The 15,200-nt window shown below is 72.6% G+C and carries 12 protein-coding genes; all 12 read right to left on the bottom strand.

Features of this window, described 5'->3' with window-relative positions; translation table 11 throughout:
* Positions 1-1,410: cell division protein FtsZ (ftsZ, locus tag ACFHYO_RS01265; RefSeq protein WP_394317770.1), on the bottom strand; the 1,410-nt coding region annotated here is incomplete at its 3' end.
* 215 nt (positions 1,411-1,625) lie between these two features.
* The gene (ftsA, locus tag ACFHYO_RS01260; protein WP_036708011.1) at positions 1,626-2,975 is read right to left on the bottom strand and encodes a cell division protein FtsA; all 1,350 of its coding nucleotides are present in this window, start codon (positions 2,973-2,975) and stop codon (positions 1,626-1,628) included.
* 69 nt (positions 2,976-3,044) lie between these two features.
* On the bottom strand, positions 3,045-4,181 hold the full coding sequence (locus ACFHYO_RS01255; protein WP_394317768.1) for a cell division protein FtsQ/DivIB: 1,137 nt from the start codon (positions 4,179-4,181) through the stop codon (positions 3,045-3,047).
* A complete protein-coding gene (locus tag ACFHYO_RS01250) occupies positions 4,169-5,095 on the bottom strand; it encodes a D-alanine--D-alanine ligase (RefSeq protein WP_394317766.1) in 927 nt (308 codons plus the stop codon). The genes ACFHYO_RS01255 and ACFHYO_RS01250 overlap by 13 nt, the downstream gene beginning before the upstream one ends.
* A 344-nt stretch (positions 5,096-5,439) precedes the next feature.
* On the bottom strand, positions 5,440-6,381 hold the full coding sequence (murB, locus tag ACFHYO_RS01245; protein ID WP_394317764.1) for a UDP-N-acetylmuramate dehydrogenase: 942 nt from the start codon (positions 6,379-6,381) through the stop codon (positions 5,440-5,442).
* Positions 6,382-6,564: 183 nt separating this feature from the next.
* The gene (locus ACFHYO_RS01240; RefSeq protein WP_036701897.1) at positions 6,565-6,849 is read right to left on the bottom strand and encodes a hypothetical protein; all 285 of its coding nucleotides are present in this window, start codon (positions 6,847-6,849) and stop codon (positions 6,565-6,567) included.
* Positions 6,850-6,862: 13 nt separating this feature from the next.
* On the bottom strand, positions 6,863-8,290 hold the full coding sequence (gene murC / locus ACFHYO_RS01235) for a UDP-N-acetylmuramate--L-alanine ligase (protein ID WP_043132225.1): 1,428 nt from the start codon (positions 8,288-8,290) through the stop codon (positions 6,863-6,865).
* Positions 8,287-9,393: a UDP-N-acetylglucosamine--N-acetylmuramyl-(pentapeptide) pyrophosphoryl-undecaprenol N-acetylglucosamine transferase gene (locus ACFHYO_RS01230; RefSeq protein ID WP_394317762.1), complete on the bottom strand. Its 1,107-nt coding sequence runs from the start codon at positions 9,391-9,393 to the stop codon at positions 8,287-8,289. Before ACFHYO_RS01230 ends, murC begins: the two co-directional genes overlap by 4 nt.
* A complete protein-coding gene (locus ACFHYO_RS01225) occupies positions 9,390-10,556 on the bottom strand; it encodes a peptidoglycan glycosyltransferase FtsW (protein WP_394317760.1) in 1,167 nt (388 codons plus the stop codon). Before ACFHYO_RS01225 ends, ACFHYO_RS01230 begins: the two co-directional genes overlap by 4 nt.
* Positions 10,557-10,824: 268 nt before the next feature.
* The gene (gene murD, locus ACFHYO_RS01220) at positions 10,825-12,231 is read right to left on the bottom strand and encodes a UDP-N-acetylmuramoyl-L-alanine--D-glutamate ligase (RefSeq protein ID WP_168783284.1); all 1,407 of its coding nucleotides are present in this window, start codon (positions 12,229-12,231) and stop codon (positions 10,825-10,827) included.
* A complete protein-coding gene (locus tag ACFHYO_RS01215; RefSeq protein ID WP_036701870.1) occupies positions 12,228-14,096 on the bottom strand; it encodes an SLC13 family permease in 1,869 nt (622 codons plus the stop codon). Before ACFHYO_RS01215 ends, murD begins: the two co-directional genes overlap by 4 nt.
* Positions 14,093-15,178, bottom strand: a complete 1,086-nt coding sequence (mraY, locus tag ACFHYO_RS01210) for a phospho-N-acetylmuramoyl-pentapeptide-transferase (RefSeq protein WP_036710060.1) — start codon at positions 15,176-15,178, stop codon at positions 14,093-14,095. The genes ACFHYO_RS01215 and mraY overlap by 4 nt, the downstream gene beginning before the upstream one ends.
* Between the last annotated feature and the right edge of the window lie 22 nt (positions 15,179-15,200).

Below are 15,200 nucleotides of genomic sequence, written 5' to 3'. Positions count from 1 at the left end.
GGCGGGGCGGCGCGGCGACTCGTCGGCGCGGGCGCGGATGCGCTCGATCCGGGCGGCGGCTTCGGCCGAGGGCTGGCCGCGGCCACCCTGCGGGCGCACCGGCGCGGTGTAGCCGCTCGGGTCGTCGCTCAGGCGGCGGTCGTAGCTGCGCGGGTCGATGCGCGGCTCGGGCCGGGTCTCGGCGCGGCTCTCGGCGCGCTCTTCCTCGCGCAGCGCGTCATAACGCGGCTCGGGGCGCGGCTCGGCGGGGCGATAGGCCGGCTCGGGCAGCGCCTCGTCCAGCGGGGCGCGGGCGACCGGCGCCTCGATGACCGGGGTGCGGCGGGCGGGCACCGCGTCATCCTCGTCGGCGCTGGTGGCGGGCTTCTGCGCCACCGCCGGGTGCTGGGTCAGCGGCTCGCGCAGGCCGCGGCGCGGGGCCGGCGGCTCGGCGGCGGCTGCCGCAGCGAGGTCGATGCCGGTCGCCACGACCGACACCCGCACCGTGCCCTCGAGCTCGGGGTCGAGCGTCGAGCCGACGATGATGTTGGCCTCGGGGTCGACCTTCTCGCGGATCTTCTCGGCCGCCTCGTCCATCTCGAACAGTGTGAGGTCGTGGCCGCCGGTGATGTTGATGAGCACGCCCTTGGCGCCGTTGAGGCTGATCTCGTCCAGCAGCGGGTTGGCGATGGCCTTCTCGGCCGCCTCGACGGCGCGGTTGTCGCCAGTCGCCTCGCCGGTGCCCATCATCGCCTTGCCCATCTCGTCCATCACCGCGCGCACGTCGGCGAAGTCGAGGTTGATCAGGCCCGGCCGCACCATCAGGTCGGTCACGCCCTTGACGCCCTGGTAGAGGACGTCGTCGGCCATGGCGAAGGCCTCGGTGAAGGTGGTCTTTTCGTTGGCGATGCGGAACAGGTTCTGGTTCGGGATGATGATCAGGGTGTCGACGACCTTCTGCAGCGCCTCGACGCCCTCGTCGGCCTGCCGCATCCGCTTCGAGCCCTCGAACTGGAAGGGCTTGGTCACGACGCCGACGGTCAGGATGCCCATCTCGCGCGCGGCCTGGGCGATGATCGGGGCGGCGCCGGTGCCGGTGCCGCCGCCCATGCCGGCGGTGATGAAGCACATGTGCGCGCCCATCAGGTGATCGACGATATCCTCGATGGTCTCTTCGGCGGCCTTGGCGCCGATCGAGGGCTTGGCGCCCGCGCCCAGCCCCTCGGTCACCTTGGGCCCAAGCTGGACGCGGCTTTCGGCGCGGCTTTGCGCCAGCGCCTGCGCGTCGGTGTTGGCCACCACGAACTCGACCCCGTCGAGCCGCTTCTCGATCATGTTGTTGACCGCGTTGCCGCCCGCGCCGCCGACACCGAAGACGGTGATGCGCGGACGCAGCTCCTGGTCGTCGGTCATCATCAGGTTCAGATTCATCGCCGCCTGCCCTTCCGTTTCTGGTTGCCGGGTCGTTGGGCGCCCGGTCGAATCCCCTGTATCCCCGTGCAGCCTAGCCAGATTCGCGCCAAGCGTCATGGGGAAATCCGCAGATATCCACAAAATATGCCGTGCCCGGCCCGGTCGATCAGCGGTATGTTGCCGAAACCCCTAACCGTGGTGGTTCAGGGCGGCCGGGCGGTCACCGGTTGCGGTCACCAGTTGTTGCGGAACCAGCGATAGGCCCGCTTGAGGCCCGTCACCCCGCCCCGCTCCACCGGCATCTCGAAGTCCCACCACTCGTCCTGCGGGTTGGCCGCGTGCAGCGCGAGGCCGACCGTCGCCGCGTGGCAGGGCGCGGTGTGCTGCTGCGCCAGCCCGTGGATGCGCAGCGGCCGCCCCACCCGGACGTTCTGTCCAAGGATGCGCGCGGCCAGCGTGTCGAGCCCGGGGATCTGGCTCGCGCCCCCGGTCAGCACCACCTGCCGCGAGGGCATCTGGTCGAATCCCGCGGCATCCAGCACGCCCCGGACCTCGTCGAGGATCTCTTCGACCCGCGGGCGCATGATCCCGATCAGGTCGGCGCGGCTGACGGACCGGCGCTCGCCGTTCCAGTCCTCGGCCATGCCCGCCCCCGGCACGTTGGTCACGTCGATCATCTCGCGGTCGTCGCGGCCCGTGGCCTCGAGCCCGCCGTGCCGGGTCTTGAGCCATTCCGCCGTCGCCATCGGCACTCGCAGCCCCTGGCTGATGTCGCGCGTCACCAGATCGCCGCCCATCCGCACCGCGTCGGCAAAGATCATGTGCTTCTTGAGAAACAGCGACACGCCGGTGACGCCGCCGCCCATGTCGATGCAGGCGGCGCCGAGTTCCTGCTCGTCCTCCACCAGCGCCGCGCGGCCGGCGGCATAGGCGGCCGATCCCACGCCCGCGAGTTCCAGGTCGCAGCGGCGGATGCAGTGGACGAGGTTCGAGGCCGTCGAGCCGTCCAGCGTCAGCACGTGCATGTCCACCGCCAGCCGGTTGCCCACGATGTCGCGGGGGTCCGACAGGCCCGAGCGCGCGTCCACGGCGAAGTTGACCGGCTGGGCGTGCAGCACCTCGCGGTTGCGGCCGAAATCGGGCGCGTCGCAGGCGGCGATGGCCGCGCCCACGTCCGGCTCGGTCACCTTGCCGGACTTGAGCGCAATCTCGCCCGCCAGCCCGTAGGACGAAGGGCGCCCGCCCGACAGCGTGGCGATGACGTGATCGACCCGCACGCCCGCCTGTTTCTGCGCCGCGGACACGGCGTGGCGGACGCAGCGCTCGGTCTCGGCCATCGTCTCGATCTCGCCGTAGCGGACGCCGCGCGACTGGGTGGTGAACTGGCCGATGACGCGGAACGAGGACTGCCCGGCCATCGGGCCGACGCCGTCGGTCTCGCGGAACTGGCCGGGGCCGTCGAACTGCAGGATGATGCAGGTGATCTTCGAGGTGCCGATGTCGAGCACGGCCAGCACGCCGCGCGCCATCGCCTGCCGCCGCATCTGCCGCATCGCCCGCTGGGCTTCGTAAAGATCGCGCATCCCTGTTCCTCCCTGCCCCTCGGTTCTCTCTCTCGGCGAGGCCCCTTGTACCGGGGCCGCCGCCTGTCCTCAGCCGCGCCCCTTCGGCGCCGGCGCGGCGGCCGCCTTGCCGGTCTTGCCGCCCGAGGCCTTGGCCTTGGTGGTGGCCTTGCCCTTCGCCGGCCCCTTGGCCGCCGTCGCCGCCTTGCCCTTGCCGGTCCCGGCCGGGGCCGCGGCGCCGACGCGGGCGCCCTCCTCGGGCTCGATCTCGACCCCGTCGGGGCCGAGCGGGTTCATCCCCAGCGCGCGGCGAACGGTGTTCTGCGCCGTCAGCCCCATCCGCAGCACCGGGCGGGCCGGGTCGCGCAGGTCGACCGCCACCACGTCGCGGGACAGAAGCCCGTCGGCCTTCTCCATCGCCAGCGCCGCCTCGAGCGCGGGCAGCGGGTTTTCGGTCGGCAGCATGATCCGCTGCCCGCGGTCGAGCACGACGTCCCAGCGCCGCTCGCCCATCCGCTCAAGCCCGCGCAGCCGCGGCAGGATGGGCCCCGCGGCGTCGATCAGCGCCAGGGCCTCGGGCGCCCGCGCCCCGGCCCCCTCACCGGCGATCACCGGCAGGTCGCGGCGCAGGTCGCGCGAGGTGACCGAGGCGACGCGGTGCCCGGTCTTGTCCAGAAGCTCGATCCCGCGGGCGTGGCGCCAGAGGACCACGGGCGTCCGCTCGGTCACCACCGCCGACAGGATGCCGCCCGGCTGGATGCGCAGGTCGACGTGCTCGACCGCGTCGAGCATCTGGATCTGCATCCTGAGCTTCGGCAGGTCGATGTCGAAGCTCGACGCCGGCAGCGTTACCGGCAGCATGGCGCGCAGCCCCTTGTCGACCGCGGGCGAGGCGCCCTCGATCTCCATCCGGTGGACCATGAAGGCCTCGCGCGACTGGATCTTCTCGACCATCGCGGTGAGCCCGCCCGAGAGATTCGCCCGGCGGGTGTCGTCGGCGAGGTAGAGCCCGCCGATCATGCAGATCAGGAACGCCGGCAGCCCCACCCGCAGCAGGCGGCGGTAGAGCGGCGTGAGCCACATCCGGTTGAGACGATAAGCCAGCCGCGACGGCCCCGGCTCACGCCGCGGGGCGCGGGAGGGCTGGGGGCGGGCGCCGGCGCGCCGGGCGGGGGCCGGGCGGGCGGCAGCCTCGCCCATCGGTCCGGGGCGGGTCAGTCCCTGCACAGCGCGTCCTCCACCATCCAGCGGCACAGATCGGGGAAGGCGATGCCCGCATGGGCGGCCTGCTCGGGGGCGAGCGAGGTCGGCGTCATCCCCGGCTGGGTGTTCGTCTCAAGCAGCACCAGACCGTCCACGCCGCGCGATTCGTCCCAGCGGAAGTCGGTGCGCGAGAGCCCGCGGCAGCCAAGCGCCCGGTGTGCGCGCAGCGCGTAGTCGAGGCAGGCCGCGGTGATCTCGGCCGGGATCGCCGCCGGGATGACGTGGCGCGAGCCGCCCTCGGCGTATTTCGCGTCGTAGTCGTACCAGCCGTCGGTGACGATCTCGGTCACCGCCAGCGCCCGGTCGCCCATGACCGTGGTGGTCATCTCGCGCCCCGGCGCATAGGCCTCGACCATCACCCGCGCGGGCATGGCGTCCGAGAGCGCCGGGGCCGGGTCGCCCTCGTGCACGATATAGACGCCGACCGACGAGCCTTCGTCGTTCGGCTTGACCACATAGGGGGGCGGCATGACGTGGCCCGCGCGCACGTCGTCGCGGTCGGCGATGACGCTGGCCACGATCGGCAGCCCGGCCTCGCGGAAGGCGTGCTTGGCGCGGGTCTTGTCCATCGCCAGGGCCGAGGCGAGCACGCCGGAATGGGTGTAGGGCAGCCCGAGCCATTCGAGCAGCCCCTGCACGCAGCCATCCTCGCCGTAGCGGCCGTGGAGCGCGTTGAAGACCACGTCGGGGCGCCGCTCGGAGAGCTGCCGGGCCAGTTCGGCCCCGCCCCGGTCGCCCGGTCCGGCGACCGACGCGCCAGCCGCATCGCCGCGGCCGAGCGTGACCTCGACCACCTCAAATCCCGCCACCCGCAGCGCCTCGGCGCATTCGCGCCCCGTGGACAGCGACACCTCGTGCTCTGCCGAGGGGCCGCCCATCAGGACCGCTACGGTGTGGGCTGTCCTGCTCGACCTGCCCGCCACATCTGCCTTTCGCCCGGTTGTCCGGGACTGGTTTTCCGGGGACGTTGCCCCGACCGCGCCCCCTTCGCGGGGGTGTCGGCCTTGCCCGGCATGATACTCACAAGCCCGTGCGCGGGAAAAGGGTCTTTCCGTCGCAACGCGCGGGTGAGAGGCAGATTGTCGCCCCTCGGCGCGGGACTGCGGGGCGGGGTGAGGCTCGCGTTGGCTTCAGGGCCGGGGGGTCGTCGGTGACGCTCTCACGAGCCTGTCCCGAACCTCAGCGCCCAATCGCCCCGCGCGCCCCGCCAGCGCGCGGCGCCTCAGGCGGCGGGCGCCTCCGAGTCGGCCGGCTCGCCCACGCGGATGACCTCCCACGTGAGGTCGAGCCCGGCCATCGCGCGCACCCGCGCCCGCACCAGTTCGCCCAGCGCCTCAAGCTCCGCCGCCGAGGCGTCGCCGGTGTTGATCAGGAAATTGGGGTGCTTCTCACTCATCTGCGCGCCGCCGAGTCGGTGGCCGCGCAGCCCCGCCTCTTCGATCAGCTTCCACGCCTTGAGGTCGTGGACGTCGTCGGCCCGACCCGTCGAGCTGAACCCGGCCGGGTTGCGGAAGGTCGAGCCGGCGCTGCGGTCGCGCGTGGGCTGGGTCGCGTCGCGGCGGGCAAGCTGGTCCTGCATCCGCGCGACCAGCGCAGCCGGGTCGCCCGCCTCGGCGCGGAAGCTGGCGCGGGTCAGGACCCAGCCCTCGGGCAGGTGGCTGTGGCGATAGTCGAACTGCAGCTCGTCGGGGGTGAGCGTCAGCACCGCGCCGTCGCGGGCCACGACCTCGGCCTCGATCAGGTGGTCGGCGATGTAGCTGCCATAGCAGCCCGCGTTCATGCGGATCGCCCCGCCGATGCTGCCGGGGATGGTCCGCAGGAAGGTCAGGTCGCGCCCCGCCTCGGCCGCGCGGCGCGCCACATGGGCGTCGAGGGCGGCGGCGCCTGCGATCACGCGGTCGCCCTCGATGGTGACGTCGTTGAATCCGCGGCCGAGGCGGATCACCACGCCGCGGATGCCGCCGTCGCGGACGATGAGGTTCGACCCGACGCCCATCGGGAAGACCGGCACCTCGGCGGGCAGCGCGGCGAGGAACGCGGCCAGGTCGTCGCGGTCGGCAGGCTGGAACAGCCAGTCGGCCGGCCCCCCGACGCGCAGCCAGGTCAGGTCGGCGAGCGGGCGGTCGGCGGTCAACGTGCCGCGGGGGGTGGGGATGAGGGTCATGGCGGGGGCCTCGCGGGGACTGGCTCTCGGTCCGGGGGTAGGCGAGGCGGGGCGCGGTGACAAGCGCCTCGCGGGCGGGCGGGGTCGGCGCGGGGGGCTGTCTGCCCCCGGGGCGCCCGTGCGGGCGCCCTCCCCCCGAGGATATTTGGTCAAGAAAGAAAGGGTTTGGGGAAAGCTGGCGCCTCAGCCGATCCGGCGGCGGTGGGCGGTCCAGAACCCGGCGACGGCGCCGAGGATCAGCGAGACGACGCCCGGCACAGCGACGAGGAAGATCAGCGCCGCCTGCCGCGTCTGGGCGTCGCCGCTGCGGACCTCGCGCGTCAGCGGCCAGCCGACCAGCGCCACGACCGCGCAGAGCGCCAGCGCGCCCAGCACCCCGGCGAGGCCCCAGCGCCGGGCGGCGAGCCACGCCGCCAGCCCCGGCAGCGTCCCGGCCAGCGCCGCGGCCAGCGCGTAGTCGGCGAACACCGCCCCGCCCCGCTCAGGCGGCCCGCGCCGTCAGCCGCTCGGGCAGCGCGTTGGCCCAGGCCGAGATGGTGCCGGCGCCGAGGCACACGACCATGTCGCCGGGCCGCGCCTGCTCGCGCACCAGCCGGGCGAGGTCGTCCTCGTCCATCACCGCGCGGGCGTGGCGGTGGCCGTGGGCGATCAGCCCGGCCACCAGATCGTCGCGGCTCGCGCCCGGAATCGGGTCTTCGCCCGCCGAATAGACCTCGGCGATGGCGACTACGTCGGCCTCGTTGAAGCAGGTGCAGAAGTCGTCGAAGAGATTCGAGAGCCGCGAATAGCGGTGCGGCTGGTGGACCGCGATCACCCGGCCCTGCGTCGCCTGCCGCGCGGCCTTGAGCACGGCCGCGATCTCGACCGGGTGGTGGCCGTAGTCGTCGATGATGGTGACGCCGCCGACCTCGCCCACCTTGGTGAAGCGCCGCCCGACGCCGCCGAACTTGGCCAGCGCCTCGCGGATCTCGGCCCGCTTCATCCCGAGGTGCCGCGCCACCGCCACCGCCGAGAGCGCGTTCGAGACGTTGTGGTCGCCCGGCATCGGCAGGGTGCAGCCCTCGATCACCGGCACCTCGCCGTCGTTCAGCACCGCCTCGCCCTGCAGCGCCACGTCGAAATGCGCGACGCCGTTCTCGTAGCGCAGGTTCAGCGCCCGCACGTCGGCCTGGGCATTGAAGCCGAAGGTCACGACGCGCCGGTCGGTGACGCGGCCGACGAGGCTCTGCACCTCGGGGTGATCGGTGCAGCAGACCGCGAGCCCGTAGAAGGGGATGTTGGACACGAAGTCGGTGAAGCCCTTGCGCAGCGCGTCGAAGCTGCCCCAGTGCTCCATGTGCTCGGGGTCGATGTTGGTCACGATGGCGATGGTCGCGGGCAGGCGGTTGAAGCTGCCGTCGCTTTCGTCGGCCTCGACCACCATCCACTCGCCGGCGCCGGCGCGGGCGTTCGAGCCGTAGGCGTGGATCACCCCGCCGTTGATGACCGTAGGGTCGAACCCGCCCGCGTCGAGCAGCGTCGCCACCATCGTCGTGGTGGTCGTCTTGCCGTGGGTGCCGGCGATGGCGATGTTGGACTTGAGCCGCATCAGCTCGGCCAGCATCTCGGCCCGGCGGACGACCGGCAGGCCGCGGCGGCGCGCCTCTTCCAGCTCGGGGTTGCCCTTCTTGATGGCGGTCGAGATGACGACCACCCCGGCCTCGCCCAGGTTCTCGGCCCGCTGGCCCTCGAACACGGTCGCCCCCAGCTTTTCCAGCCGGTCGGTGATCTTCGACCGCTTCGCGTCCGACCCCTGCACGGCATAGCCCAGCGTCATCAACACCTCGGCGATGCCGGACATGCCGATGCCGCCGATGCCGACGAAATGGATGGGGCCGAGTTCGCCCGGCAGTTTGGTGGCAGCATTCATGCGGCAAGGTCCTCCACGAGGTCATGCAGTCGGGCGGCGGCGTCGGGCCGGCCCAGCGAAAGGGCGGTGTCGGCCATCTGCGCGGCGCGCGCCGGGTCCGACAGGATCTCGCGCAGATCGCGCGTCAGGCTGTCCGCGTCCAGCACGGATTCGGGCAGAAGGATCGCGGCGCCGGTTTCGGCAAGAGCCCGCGCATTGGCGGTCTGGTGATCGCCGGTGGCGGCGGCATAGGGGATCAGGATCGCCGGCCGGCCGATCACCGTGATGTCGGCGATGGACGAGGCGCCCGCGCGGCTGACCACCGCCTGCGCGGCGGCGAGCCGTTCGGGGACGTCGGTGAAGAACGGCTGCACCTCGGCCGCGATTCCCGCGGCGACGTAGGCGGCGACGACCGCCTCGGCATCCTCGGCCCGGGCCTGGTGGCTGACCCGCAGGCGGGCGCGCAGGGCCTCGGGCAGGCCGGCAACGGCGGCGGGCACGGTGGCCGAGAGCACCCGCGCCCCTTGGCTGCCGCCGATGACGACGAGGTTCAGCGCCCCCTCGCCGTTCGGGGGGCGGTAGGCGGTTCCGGCGCGGTCCAGCACCGCGCGGCGGACCGGGTTGCCGGTGTGGATGCCGGTGACGCCCCTCGGCAGGTCGGTGGGCCAGGTGCCGCAGGCGACGCGCTGGACGCGGGAGGCGAACAGCCGGTTCACGCGGCCCATCACCCCGTTCTGTTCGTGGATCATGCGCGGGATGCCCAGCGCGACCGCGGCGCTCAGTGCCGGGATGGTCGGGTAGCCGCCGAAGCCCACCACCACCGCCGGCCGGTCGCGCCGCATCTGGAGGAGGGCAGCACCCACCCCCTGCCCCACCACCGCCGGCGCGGTGAGCTTGCCGAGCGCCCCGCCCCGCGCCGTGGTGGCCGAGCGGACGATCCGCCGCTCGACCGCCGTCGGGAAGCCGCCCGCGTAGCGCGCGCCGCGGTCATCGGTGGACAGGACCACGCGCCAGCCCGCCTCGAGCAGCCGCTCGGCCAGCGCCTGGGCCGGGAACATGTGCCCGCCGGTGCCGCCGGCCGCGATCAGCGCCAGCCTGCCCCTGCCGTCTGCCGCCTCGCTCATCGCCCGGCGCGCCCCAGCACGTCGGCGATCAGGTTCTGCGGCCGCCTGCGGGTCAGCGCGAGCAGCATCCCCAGCGTGATCCCCGAGGCGATCACCGACGAGCCGCCGTAGCTGACGAAGGGCAGCGTCATGCCCTTCGCCGGCAAGAGCCGCACCGCCACCCCCATGTTGATCAGCGCCTGCACGCCGAAGGCGCAGGCGAGCCCGGTGCCGGCGATGCGCGCGAACGGGTCGCGCTCGGCCAGCAGCCTCCAGAGCGAGCGGACCACGATCGCGCAGTAGAGCGCGATGATGAGCATCACCATGACGAAGCCGTATTCCTCGGCCGCCACCGCGATGATGAAGTCGGTGTGGGCGTCGGGCAGCGACCACTTGACCGAGCCCTCGCCGACGCCGACGCCGAAGAACCCGCCCTCCTGGATGGCGTTGGTGGCGTAGCCGATCTGGGTCCGCGGATCGACCTCGGCCGACAGGAAGCCGTTGATGCGGCGGGCGAAATGCTCGCTGTTGGCATAGGCGAACGAGCCTGCGCCGGCGGCCAGCGCGATGATCCCCGCGATCAGCGTGACCGGCGCGCCCGAGACGAAATACATCACCAGCCAGGCGAAGAGGATCAGCGAGGCCTGGCCGAAGTCGGGCTGCAGCGCGAGCAGCAGCACCACGATGGCGAGGATGAAGAAGGAGTAGAGCCGCCCCGGCGGCCCGCCCACCGTCTGCGCCGAGGCCATGAACCACGCGCAGAGGGCGATGAAGCCGGGTTTGAGGAACTCGGACGGCTGGACCGAGGCGAAGCCGAGGCTGAGCCAGCGCGTGGCCCCCTTGCCGAAGTCGGTGCCGATGAAGGGCAGCGCGACGACGGTGAGGAACGCGCCCGCGAAGAGCACCACCCCGAAGCGCCGCACCTGCACCGGCGACATCATCGAGATGACCAGCATCACCGCGATGCCGATGCCGCCGAAGACCGCCTGCCTTGTGACATAGTAGAACTGCGGCAGCCCGTTACGCTCGGCCAGCGGCACCGACGCGGCGAGGCCGAGCAAGAGCCCGACCCCGAACAGCGCCAGCACGAAGCCGAGCGACCATCGGTCCACCGTGCGCCACCAGCGGGGAAGAATCGGATCGCCCACCCGCGCGGGTGTGGCGCCAAAGACCATCTCGGTCATGGGACTACCGCCGTCACTGCCTCTGCCCTCGCCCGGATGTGCCCCCGGGTCTGCGAGGCAGGATAGCGCGGTTGGCCCGTCCGCGCTACAGCCGATTGGCGCGCGGGGACGATCGGCGCCGGACCGGGGGCCAGCCCCCGGACACCCGGGATATTTTCATCCAGCCCGAGGCCAACCCCGAGGACGGCGGACTCAGGCGGTTCAGATTATCCTCGGGGGGAGTCGCGCACGCGCCCGGGGGCAGACAGCCCCCCTGCGACGCGGCCCCTCAGCGCGGCAGCGCGTTCACCAGCGCAGTGAAATGCTCGCCGCGTTTCTCGAAATTCGGGTACTGGTCGAAGCTCGCCGAGGCGGGGGCGAGCAGCACCGTGTCGCCCGGCTCGGCCTCGGCGTGGGCGCGGGCGACGGCGGCCTCCATCGTCTCGACGACCTCGTGCGGGGTCGCGCCGAGCTGCAGCGCGAAGTCGCGCGCCGAATGGCCGATGAGATAGGCCTTGCGCACCCGTCCGAACAGCGGCGCGAGGCTGGCGATGCCGCCCTCTTTCCCCAGCCCGCCGACGATCCAGCGGATGTTCTCGAACGCCAGCAGCGCCTTTTCGGCGCTGTCGACGTTGGTCGCCTTGGAATCGTTGACCCAGCGCACCCCGCCCAGCGTCGCCACCGTCTGGCTGCGGTGCGGAAGGCCTGCGAAGTCGTGGAACGCCGCCTCGATCTCGCGCGGGGCGAGGCCCACGGCGCGGCAGGCGGCATAGGCCGCGCAGGCGTTCTGGTGGTTGTGGGCGCCCGGCAGCCCGGTCACGGCCCGCAGGTCGATCGAGGCCACCTGCCGGCCCTTGCGCCACTCGGACAGGAACCCCTTGCGGGCTGTCACCGCCCAGCCGAAGCCCTCGAGCTTGCCCTCGACCGAGACGCGGATCACCCGGTCGTCCTGCGGCCCCTGCCCCATCTGGCCTGCCAGATAGCGCCCCTCGGGCTCGTCCACGCCGATCACGCAGCGGTCCGGCCCGCCCTCGGCAAAGAGCCGCCGCTTGGCGGCGAAATACCCGCCCATGCCGCCGTGGCGGTCCATGTGGTCGGGCGAGAGATTGGTGAACACCGCCACGTCCGGGGTCAGCGCCCGCGCGAGGTCGGTCTGATAGGACGACAGCTCGAGCACGACGACCTCGCCATCCACCGGCGGGTCGAGCGACAGCACCCCGGTGCCGATGTTGCCGCCCATCTGGGTCGGCCGGCCGGCGCGGTCGAGGATGTGGTGGATCAGCGCCGTCGTGGTCGACTTGCCGTTTGAGCCGGTGACGCAGATCACCCGCGGGGGGGTGTCGAACGCCTCCCACCCGTCCGCGGCGAAGCTGCGGAAGAACAGGCCGATGTCATTGTCCACCGGCACCCCGCGGGCCAGCGCCTGGGCGATGGCCGGGTGCGGCGCGGGGTAGAGATGCGGGATCCCGGGCGAGGTGATGAGCGCGTCGATCCGCCCCTCGGTCCAGCCCGCGTCGCGGGTCAGGTCCACGAGTGCGAGCCCCTCGGCCTCGGCGCTCGCGCGGGTCTCGGCGCTGTCGTCCCAGGCCACGACGCGCGCGCCCCCGGCGGCGAGCGCCGCGGCCGTGGCGCGGCCCGAGCGGCCGAGCCCCAGCACGGCGATGGTCTGGTTCTCGACACCAAGCACAGGGATCATAGCGGCCACACGATCGGCAGGAGGAGGAGGGAGACGGCCGCCACCACCACCTCGATCACCAGCCCCGGTTTCCAGTAGTCGCCGAAGCGGAAGCCGCCGGGACCGAGGATCAGGGTGTTGTTCTGGTGCCCGATGGGCGTGAGGAAGGCGCAGGAGGCGCCGATGGCGACGGCCATGAGGAAGCTGTCGGGGTTCGCGCCCAGCACGTCGGCGATGCCGAGCGCGATGGGCGTCATCACCGCTGCGGTGGCGGCGTTGTTCATCACGTCCGACAGCACCATCGTGACCACCAGCACCAGCCCCAGCGCCAGCAGCGGGCGTCCGTCGGCGAGGCTGCCGACGAGGGTGCGGGCGATCAGCTCGGCCCCGCCCGTGGCCTCGAGCGCCGCGGCGACCGGCATCAGCGCCCCGAGCAGCACGATCACCGGCCAGTCGATCGAATCGTACATCATCCGCAGCGGCAGCGCCCCGGTGATGATGACCCCCAGCACCGCGATCAGGAACGCGACCGCCGTCGGCAGCACGCCGAACCCCGCGAGCCCCACGCCCAGCGCCATGAACCCGGCCGCCGCCAGCGCCCGCCGCCGGTCGGGCAGCGTCAGCCCGCGCTCGGCCAGCGGGACGATCCCGTGCTCGGCCCCGAAATGCGTGAGCGCCTCGGTCGGTCCCTGCACCAGCAGCAGGTCGCCCGAGGCCAGCGGCGTGTCGCGCAGGCGCGAGGTCTGGCGGCGCCCCTCGCGGCCGAGGGCGAGCAGGTTCACCCCCAGCCGCGTGCGCAGCGCCAGCCCCATGGCCGAGCGGCCCACGATGTCCGAGCCGGGCAGCACCACGAACTCGCGGATCTGGATGTCCGAGGCCGGCGCGGCCAGCGCCGCGACGGGCCGGGCGGTTTCCTCGACCGCGGCCTCGGTGGCCTCGTCGCCGGCCGCCTCGGCTGCCTCGGCGGCCTCTGCCGCTTCGGCCGCCTCGCGCGCCGCGGCGTCGCGCGGCTCGAGGGCGAGGCCGAGGCGGGCGAGCACGTCGCCCAGCGCGGTGACGTCGCCCTCGACGATCAGGATGTCGCCGGCGTGGATGTTGCGCGAGCCGCGCGGCGCGGTCAGGTGGACCTCGCCGCGGACGAGGCCGGTGATCTGCGCGCCCTCCTTGGCGAACTCGGTCTCCGCCTCGTGCAGGGTCATGCGGGCGGCGGCAGAGCCTTCCGAGACGCGCAGCTCGGTCAGGTAGCTGCCGACGGCGAAGGCGTCGCCCGCGGCGGGGCGCGCCGGCACCAGCCGCCAGATGAAGAGCGCGAGCGCCACCACCCCGGTCACGGCCACGGCGACCCCCACCGGCGCAAAGTCGAACATCCGGTAGGGGCCGAGCCCCGCCTCGGCCCGCAGGCCCGAGACGATGAGGTTCGGGGGCGTGCCGATCAGCGTCGTCATCCCGCCCAGCATGGTGGCGAAGGCCAGCGGCATGAGCACCTGCCCCGGTGCCCGGTCGTGGCGGTGGGCCAGCCGCACCGCGACCGGCATCAGCAGCGCCATGGCGCCCACGTTGTTCATGAAGGCCGACAGCAGCGCGCCCAGCGACAGCAGCGCCAGCAGCGAGACGGTCACGCCCCCCTGCTGCGGCAGCACCCGCCGCGCCAGCACGTCGACCGCCCCGGTGGTCTGCAGCGCGCGGCTGAGGATCAGCACGCAGGCCACGGTGATCACCGCGGGCTGGCTGAACCCGGCAAACGCCTCGCGCCCCGGGACGAGCCCGGCCAGCACCACCGCCACCAGCGCGATCAGCGCCACCAGGTCGTGACGCAGCCGGCCCCACAGGAACAGGCCGATCGTCCCGGCGAGAATGGCGAAGATCAGCGTCTGGTCCTGGGTCATCTGAGTTTGAGCGTGGCCAGACCGATCAGAGCAAGGATCACCGCGATGATCCAGAACCGGATCACGATCTGCGGCTCGGCCCAGCCCTTTTTCTCGAAGTGGTGGTGGATCGGCGCCATCAGGAACACCCGGCGCCCGGTGCGCTTGAAGTAGAGCACCTGGATGATGACCGACAGCGCCTCGACCACGAACAGGCCGCCGACGATGGCCAGCACGATCTCGTGCTTGATGCAGACCGCGATCGCGCCCAGCGCGCCGCCGAGCGCGAGGCTGCCGGTGTCGCCCATGAACACGGCCGCGGGCGGGGCGTTGTACCACAGGAAGCCGAGGCCCCCGCCGATCAGCGCCGCGACGAAGACGGCGATCTCGCCGGTGCCGGGGACGAAGTGGACGCCGAGGTAGTTGGCGAAGACGGCGTTGCCGACGAGATACGAGATGATGCCGAAGGTCGCGGCGGCAATCATCACCGGGCCGATGGCCAGCCCGTCCAGCCCGTCGGTGAGGTTGACCGCGTTCGCGGCCCCGACGATCACCAGCATGGCGAAGGGGACGAAGAAAACCCCGAGGTTGATGAGCGCGTTCTTGAAGAACGGCAGCGCCAGTTGCCCCGAGAGCGCGTCCGGGTGCAGCGCCGCCGCCGCGAGGCCGGCGAGCGCGCCGACCGCCAGCCCGATCCCCATCCGCACCCGGCCCGAGACCCCGGCGTGGTGCTGCTTGGTGACCTTGGCGTAGTCGTCGGCAAAGCCGATCGCGGCGAAGGCCGCGGTGACCAGCAGGACGATCCAGATGTAGCCGTTGTCGAGCCGCGCCCAGAGCAGGGTCGAGACGAACAGCGCCGACAGGATCAGGATGCCGCCCATCGTGGGCGTCCCCGCCTTGGCGAAGTGGTCCGGCCCGATCTCGCGCAGCGGCTGGCCCTTCTTCTGCTTGACGCGCAGAAAGTCGATCAGCGGCCGGCCGAAGATGAACCCGAAGATGAGCGCGGTGAAGAACGCCGCCCCGGCCCGGAAGGTGATGTAGCGGAACAGGTTGAACACCCCTCCGGCGCCGTCCGGGGACAGGGTGGCAAGCCAGTAGAGCATCGGGATTCCTTCGGTCAGGTCG

Source organism: Paracoccus panacisoli, from assembly GCF_042435015.1.
GTDB classification, from domain to species: Bacteria; Pseudomonadota; Alphaproteobacteria; order Rhodobacterales; family Rhodobacteraceae; genus Paracoccus; species Paracoccus panacisoli.
This window is presented reverse-complemented; position numbering and strand designations above follow the sequence as displayed.

Bases quoted from the DNA above. Each gene is read 5' to 3' on its own strand.
- ftsA (WP_036708011.1), bottom strand. From the start codon at position 2,975: ATGCGCGATCTTTACGAAGCCCAGCGGGCGATGCGGCAGATGCGGCGG.
- ACFHYO_RS01250 (WP_394317766.1), bottom strand. From the start codon at position 5,095: ATGGGCGGCCCCTCGGCAGAGCACGAGGTGTCGCTGTCCACGGGGCGC.
- murB (WP_394317764.1), bottom strand. From the start codon at position 6,381: ATGACCCTCATCCCCACCCCCCGCGGCACGTTGACCGCCGACCGCCCG.
- murC (WP_043132225.1), bottom strand. From the start codon at position 8,290: ATGAATGCTGCCACCAAACTGCCGGGCGAACTCGGCCCCATCCATTTC.
- ACFHYO_RS01230 (WP_394317762.1), bottom strand. From the start codon at position 9,393: ATGAGCGAGGCGGCAGACGGCAGGGGCAGGCTGGCGCTGATCGCGGCC.
- ACFHYO_RS01225 (WP_394317760.1), bottom strand. From the start codon at position 10,556: ATGACCGAGATGGTCTTTGGCGCCACACCCGCGCGGGTGGGCGATCCG.
- murD (WP_168783284.1), bottom strand. From the start codon at position 12,231: ATGATCCCTGTGCTTGGTGTCGAGAACCAGACCATCGCCGTGCTGGGG.
- ACFHYO_RS01215 (WP_036701870.1), bottom strand. From the start codon at position 14,096: ATGACCCAGGACCAGACGCTGATCTTCGCCATTCTCGCCGGGACGATC.
- mraY (WP_036710060.1), bottom strand. From the start codon at position 15,178: ATGCTCTACTGGCTTGCCACCCTGTCCCCGGACGGCGCCGGAGGGGTG.